Annotated in this window: 5 protein-coding genes; 2 read left to right on the top strand and 3 right to left on the bottom strand. The window is 65.3% G+C overall.

Annotated features, from left to right (window positions below; translation table 11 throughout):
- The first annotated feature begins 132 nt into the window (after positions 1-132).
- Positions 133-1,422, top strand: coding sequence for a DUF1254 domain-containing protein (locus ACLQ2Q_RS13955; protein WP_425821057.1), 1,290 nt, complete (start codon positions 133-135; stop codon positions 1,420-1,422).
- Between the two features lie 45 nt (positions 1,423-1,467).
- Here the strand turns inward: ACLQ2Q_RS13955 and ACLQ2Q_RS13950 are convergent, their stop codons facing one another.
- The gene (locus tag ACLQ2Q_RS13950) at positions 1,468-2,046 is read right to left on the bottom strand and encodes a GNAT family N-acetyltransferase (RefSeq protein ID WP_425821056.1); all 579 of its coding nucleotides are present in this window, start codon (positions 2,044-2,046) and stop codon (positions 1,468-1,470) included.
- Between the two features lie 333 nt (positions 2,047-2,379).
- Between ACLQ2Q_RS13950 and ACLQ2Q_RS13945 the strand changes: the two genes are divergently transcribed.
- Positions 2,380-3,066: a VOC family protein gene (locus ACLQ2Q_RS13945; protein WP_425821055.1), complete on the top strand. Its 687-nt coding sequence runs from the start codon at positions 2,380-2,382 to the stop codon at positions 3,064-3,066.
- A 23-nt stretch (positions 3,067-3,089) separates the two neighbouring features.
- Here ACLQ2Q_RS13945 and ACLQ2Q_RS13940 read toward each other — a convergent pair whose 3' ends face one another.
- Together ACLQ2Q_RS13940 and ACLQ2Q_RS13935 are read right to left on the bottom strand one after the other, a co-directional pair.
- Positions 3,090-3,815, bottom strand: coding sequence for a DUF4239 domain-containing protein (locus ACLQ2Q_RS13940; RefSeq protein ID WP_425821054.1), 726 nt, complete (start codon positions 3,813-3,815; stop codon positions 3,090-3,092).
- Positions 3,816-3,853: 38 nt separating this feature from the next.
- The gene (locus ACLQ2Q_RS13935; protein WP_425821053.1) at positions 3,854-6,097 is read right to left on the bottom strand and encodes an alpha/beta fold hydrolase; all 2,244 of its coding nucleotides are present in this window, start codon (positions 6,095-6,097) and stop codon (positions 3,854-3,856) included.
- Positions 6,098-6,275 lie beyond the last annotated feature (178 nt).

The following is a 6,275-nucleotide window of genomic DNA, read 5'->3' as shown; positions in this document are numbered from 1 at the left end:
GTCGAAGCACTCCGCTGCCTCAAGCGGCGTCTTGCCCGCATCGTCTTCAACGCCCTGACAGCGGACCAGCACCCCATTGAACACGCCGCGAATATCCCTCTCGCAGCCTGACACTTGACATAGGAGAAACGCATGACTGACGCGGCAAGCCTCCGGTCCATCGCTCGGGACGCGTACACCTTCGGGTACGCGATGATCGAGAACTACCGCACCCTGTACGAGCAGGCCGTCGACGCCGGGGACCCCCGCTTCACCGGGGGGTTCGGGCACTACCGTCACTACTCGGAGCCGTTCACACCAGCCAACACCGATATCGTCACACCGAACAATGACACCCCCTACTCGTGGGGCTGGTTCGACCTGCGCGCCGAGCCGTGGGTTGTGACGGTGCCGGCGATCGACCGGTTCTACATCCTTCCCTTCCATGACCTGTACACGGTGTACGCGGGCTACGTCAGCGCTGCCACGACCGGTGCCGGTGCTGGCCGGTACCTCCTGACCGGCCCATCGTGGACCGGCGGCACACCCGACGGGTTCGACGGGGTGATCCTGGCCTCCACCGACATCGTCGGCTGCCTCGGCCGCACCGCGTTTACCGATGGCGACGTCGCGGAGCTGCGCCGCATCCAGCACTCCTACACAGCCGTTCCGCTGTCCGAGCATCTAGGCACCCCGGCGCCGGCCGCAGAGCCGGTGGCATGGCCGGCCTGGATCGAGGCCGCCGCAACCGACATCCGTTTCTACGACTACCTCGATCACCTCTTGCAGTTCGCGCCGGTTCTGCAAGAGGACCGTGACATTCGGGACCGGATGGCATCGGTGGGCATCGGCGGCGGCACCTTCCGCAGCGCCGATCTCAGCGAGAAGGATCGCGCTGCGTTCGAGGGAGGCCTTACCGACGGCATCGCACATCTCGAGGACGTCGCCGCCCGCGCGTCCAGCTCAACCGGGCTCTTCGGTACTCGCGAGGAGATGGCGGGCGCGTACGACAACCGCAACGTCGGTGCCAAGAAGGGTCTCTACGGACTACCGCCCGCGATTGCCTGGTACGGCGGCTGGCTCGTCGACTCTGCCGGCAACCACATCACCGGCGCCGCAAATTACACGATCACCTTCTCCGCCGACCAACTTACCAAAGCACGGTTCTTTTGGTCAGCGACCCTTTACACCCTGCCCCAGCGGCTGCTCAGCGCCAACGAGATCGACCGGTACTCCATCGGCGACCGCACCCCCGGCATCCACTACAGCGTCACCGGCTCCCTCACCCTCTACGTCCAGCATCATCGCCCCGCCGATCCGAAAGAAGGCGCCAACTGGCTCCCATCACCAGAAGGACCGTTCACCGTCATCATCCGCGCTTACGGAGGTGACGCTGCCATCGCTCAGGGGACCTACCGGCTTCCACTCATCACCCCACGCTGAACTCACTTGCAATCTTCTCGAAGGGATCTCCACCGCGCCAATGCTCTATCGATTCTGGAAAGCTGTGTCGGCGGTCCATTCGCGTTCCAGGATGGCGTAGATCCCGGTGTCGGTCCACTCGTCCTTGAGCCACATGTGCTCGGCGAAGTGGGCTTCGTGCCGCATCCCCAACCGCTCGCAGATGGCGACGGATGCCGCATTCCGAGGGTCGAGTTCGGCGTACACGCGATGCAGCCCCAGCTCGCCGAAGGCGAGGTCGAGCAGAAGCCGCGCGGCCTCGGTCGCGTAGCCCTTTCCCTGCGCGGACGGTGCGAGGATCCATCCGATCTCGGCTGTGCGGTCATCGACGCTGATCAGGTGGAAGTACATCGTGCCGGCGAAGTGGCCGTCCTCGTCGCGGATAGCCGGTTGAACGTAGTCGTCGGGGTTCTCGAGCCGGGCGGCCTCCGCATCCCGTGCGAGCACCTCGACGACCTGTCGGCGTGACCGAGCCTCGTACAGGAGGTAGCGACAGACCTCTGGGTCGGACTGCATGGCGTACAGCGCCTCCAGGTCGTCGTCGCGCAGAAGGTCCAGCGTCACCCGCGGGCCGTGAACAGGGCGGAAATCCCAGGGCAGAGGCATGAAGCCATCCTTGCGTCACGCAGACTGCCATGGCTAAGACGCCGCCATATTCGCAGACCCAAGGCGCCCACAAAAGCGGCGGGACGCCAGAAGGCCGGTTGCTGGTGGCTGCAGGTAGCATGACGCTACCCCGTTGAGTTGTCGGAGCGGCGAATCATTTGTCCCCTCCCCCGCAACTTCGCATTCAGAGGCCCCTTCCGTCCCCGCTGAGGAAGGGGCCTCGGCGAAGCGCACGGAAAGCGCAGCCGGGAGCACGGGTGAGACGGATTCGTCAACGGACGGGCGAGCCCATTGCGCTGGCGGTGCGTTCCGCGACGCGCCTAGGGTCGCATCATGAGCGAACTGGGATGGCGAGCATTTCTCGCGGCCGACGACCTCCAGGACTGGGTGATCCTCCACGGAGGACCGACCGCCGTGTTCACACGTCCCTCTCTACGACAGGCTGCGCAATTGGCAGCGGCGATCGCGGAGCTTCCTGCGCTGGAACCACGCACCCTTCTGACCGTCGCGGCCGACCGCCTCACGGTCAAGCTCACGCGCGAGATCTGGGGCACCGAGGAGCGGCACATCGAGGTAGCGCGTGAAATCTCGCGCGTGGCAAGGGAGCACGGCGCCGTCGCGGACACGTGCGCGGTGCAGGAGGTGCAACTTGCCATAGCCGCGAAACCCGAGGAGACGGATCTCGGGTTCTGGCGCGCGGTCCTGGGCTACCAGCCGTTGCATGAGGACAACTGCATCGACCCCAACGGTCAGGGCTCCACCGTCTGGATGCAGGAGCTGAATCCTGCGCGGCCGCTGCGCCATGCCATGCATGTTGACGTCTCCGTCGGTCGCACAGAAGCGGAGGCGCGCATGAACGCCGCGGTCGCAGCCGGCGGCCGAATCGTTGATGACTCTGAGGCTCCCGGCGCGTGGATCCTCGCGGATCGGTCCGGCAACAAGGTGTGCATCGCGGCATGGCCAGATGGCATGAGACCAGCTGACCACGAGCGCGGGACTGAGGACTCCCTCAACAAGTGAGAGCTTGTTCCAGGGATCGTCTTTCACGCCCGCTCAAAGCGACGCGGTGAGGTGCTCGGCACCCCGGATGCGCTAGGCGTCTCCGTGAGGTCAGGCGTTCTTGTCAAGGCTCGGTTCGCATGTCCTCGATCTGTTCCATCACGCGTACGAACGCCCCTGGGCCGACGGAGATCGAAACCCTGGTAGGGCCGGTCCATGTCTGCCGTGGTGAACATGACAAGTCCGATGAACAACGCCAGCATTCCGGCCATGAGGAGATGCAATCGTCGGCTCTTCACGATGATGAGGCCGATGAGCACGGCGTTCACGGCGGCACCGACCCAGATCGCGAGCCAGAACAGCCCTGGAAGTTCCAGCGTGGTCGCGTCGATGCGTTCCCGTCGAGTTTCCACGAAATCGTCGAAGGTGGCCAGAAGCTGCTGGAACTCCGCGAGCTGCTGCAGGTCCGCGGGCTTGTACTCGTGGATCTGCCGCTCCATCTCGTCAACGAGCTCCACGCTCGCGTCGGGCAGCGATCCCCGACGCTGATCGGGCCAGTCCTGCTCGATGACGACAACCAGGTACTCGTCTATCGTCTGCTGAATCGGCGAGGCGACGTCTTCTGGCAGGCCCGTGGTGCCGCGGTAGAACGCGGTGAGCTGTCCGGCCTCATGGAGTGCCGCCTGCCGGGTAGCTGAGTAGTTCTCGTACACCGACACCGCTACGAGCGCGAGCAGGATGCCGAAGAAGACGCCGAAGGTGCCGATCACACCGAGGAGAAAGCTCGCACCTCGCCGCGAAGCGCGCGTCAGACGCTGGCCGGCCTTTCCATGAAGGAAGCGATGATCGCGAGCAATTGCACTCTGGCATTGCCGATCCAGAAGAGGTGCGTCGGCGAATCGAGCTCTACCAGGCTGGAGTCGGGCACCACGCGAGCAAAGTCCTCCGCATGAGCGAAAGACACTCCACCATCGTGCCTGGAGGCGGTCACCAGCGTTGGGCAGTGAACGCGCGACATCGCTCGCCGTCGCAACTCAGCCTCGCGGGCGTGGCCTTGGCGAAGGTCAGTGACGAAGCCGGCATCCGACCCCATCGACCGGAACAGATTCCGGGCCTCGTCTCTGTTCGCCTCATCAGTTCGCTCCCACCACTCGCTGGCGCGGAGGTTCGACAGCGGAGACATCATCATGCGCAGCCCCTCATCCGACCGGATGGAAGCTCGAACGGCACGCCAAACCACGCCCTCCAGCACCGGGGAGAACAGGACCGGACCTAGGAGCGCCTCGGGCATACTGTCGGGATAGCGCAGGCTGGAGGGCGCGCAGCTGTGGAGTATCAGACGTTGCGCGGTCGATCCCTGACCGGCGGCGACGTGCACCGCCTGCAGGCCCCCGAACGACACCCCCACTGACGCCGCGACGGTCGAGATTCCCAGCTCTTCGCACACCTCGCCAACGAGCGGGGTGAATTCGGCCGCGGTGAGTCGACCGACACGAGTGCCGCCGTATCCCGGGCGCGAGAACGAGACCACCTCGTATCCCAGCGCGGTGTACAGGCTCCAGCCGCAGTCCGTCGCCGCACGGCAATGGCCCCCAGGAAAGAACAACACGCCAGGCCGTTCACCCGGGAGATGCACGATCTCCACGACTCCGGCGCTCGTTGAAAAGAGCTGCGGCCGAACCATGGAGTCAGTGTGGGGGTCTCGCCGGCGCACAGCAGGGCTCGAACGACGATGCGCCTGCCCCGATGACCGACGTCCAAGGTGCACGTTGCTCGCCGATGAAGGGGCGGCGACTCGTCGCGAAGAAGACGCTGACTCGATCTGCTCCAGGAGCTTCACTGCCTCACCGGTTCCGTCCTCCGCTCGGATGCCGTCCGCGACGACCGCGGCTTGAGTCCGGTAGCTCTCGTGCGAAGTGAGGTCGACGATTCGATCGGCGAGAGAGGATGACGTGGCGCGACGCAGCGGCAGCGGACGTGGTCCAGCACCGAGTTCGTTCACTCGCCGTCCCCAGAAAGCCTGGTCACCCAAGATCGGGCAGATGAGGGTTGGCCGGCCCCAACGAAGACCCGCCGCAGTGGTGCCGGACCCGCCATGGTGGACGACCGCGCTGACACGGGGAAAGAGCCACTCGTGCGGTACGTCATCCACGACGAGGATGTCGTTCCCTGACTCGGCGGCCAGCCCTCCCCACCCGGTTGCCACGACGGCACGGACGCCGACACTTCGCAAGGCATCGAGAACGACGCGACTGCGCTGCGCCGCCTTTGCGCCGAAGCCCATGCTGCCGAAACCGACGTACACCACAGGTTGGTCGCTTTCGAGGAAGTCCACCAATCTCGGGGGCGCGGTCCAGGTCGTGGCGGTGGCGGTGAACCAGTAACCGGTGACATGCACGCGTGCCGGATAGTCGGCCGGGACGGCGACGACATGGCGGCTGAACGGATAGAGCACCGACGCATGGTCACCATCCAGCGTGCGGAGATAATCGCTGTGTCGACTCATCCGAGGCAATCCGAGCAGTGACTGCCGGAAGCGGTTCACCATGCCTCCGTATGCCAGCGCTGTGATCCGGTTGAACTGGTAAGTGGCCCTATTCACCGGTCCGGGAAGCGGTCGGGCCACGAACGGGATCGGAAACGCCGTCGTGGGTGTAAGGAAGGGAAGCGGCAGCGATGAAACGAACGGCACACTCAGCCGCTCCGCGATGTGGATGCCACCGAGCGCTTTCGGGTGGCCGACGATGACGGTCGGATCAACGCGCTGGGCGATGTTCCACTGCTCACCCAGCGACTCATCCATCGCCGCGAACATCTCACGCGCCAGCCCCAGCGCCTGAGAAGGGCCACCGAGATCGGCCATCCCCGCGCGCATGACGCGATGCATCTCCGTCGCCATCGCCTCGAACCTGACGGCGGGCGAGACCGCTCCACGATAAGGCTCCGGCGCGGCGAGCACCGCCGAATGGCCGTCGCTGGCAAGGCGATCGGCAAGGGCGATGAAGGGATCGACGTCCCCGCGGGTACCGAAGGTGAGGATGAGAACGCGCACCGTGAGCTCCGATCGACAATCAGCCGCCGACCAGGCTTCCCGGCACTCCTGACGCCACCATACCTTTCCCGCATTCGTCGGGATAGTGCGCCAGCGAGCATCCGCTCGTGATCTCGATTGCGCCGCTCCAGCGGCACACCGTCGAGTCGCGGTGCGGGGCCGTCATGAGACGGACGAC

This window comes from Microbacterium sp. DT81.1, from assembly GCF_049844955.1.
GTDB lineage: Bacteria > Actinomycetota > Actinomycetes > Actinomycetales > Microbacteriaceae > Microbacterium.
This window is presented reverse-complemented; position numbering and strand designations above follow the sequence as displayed.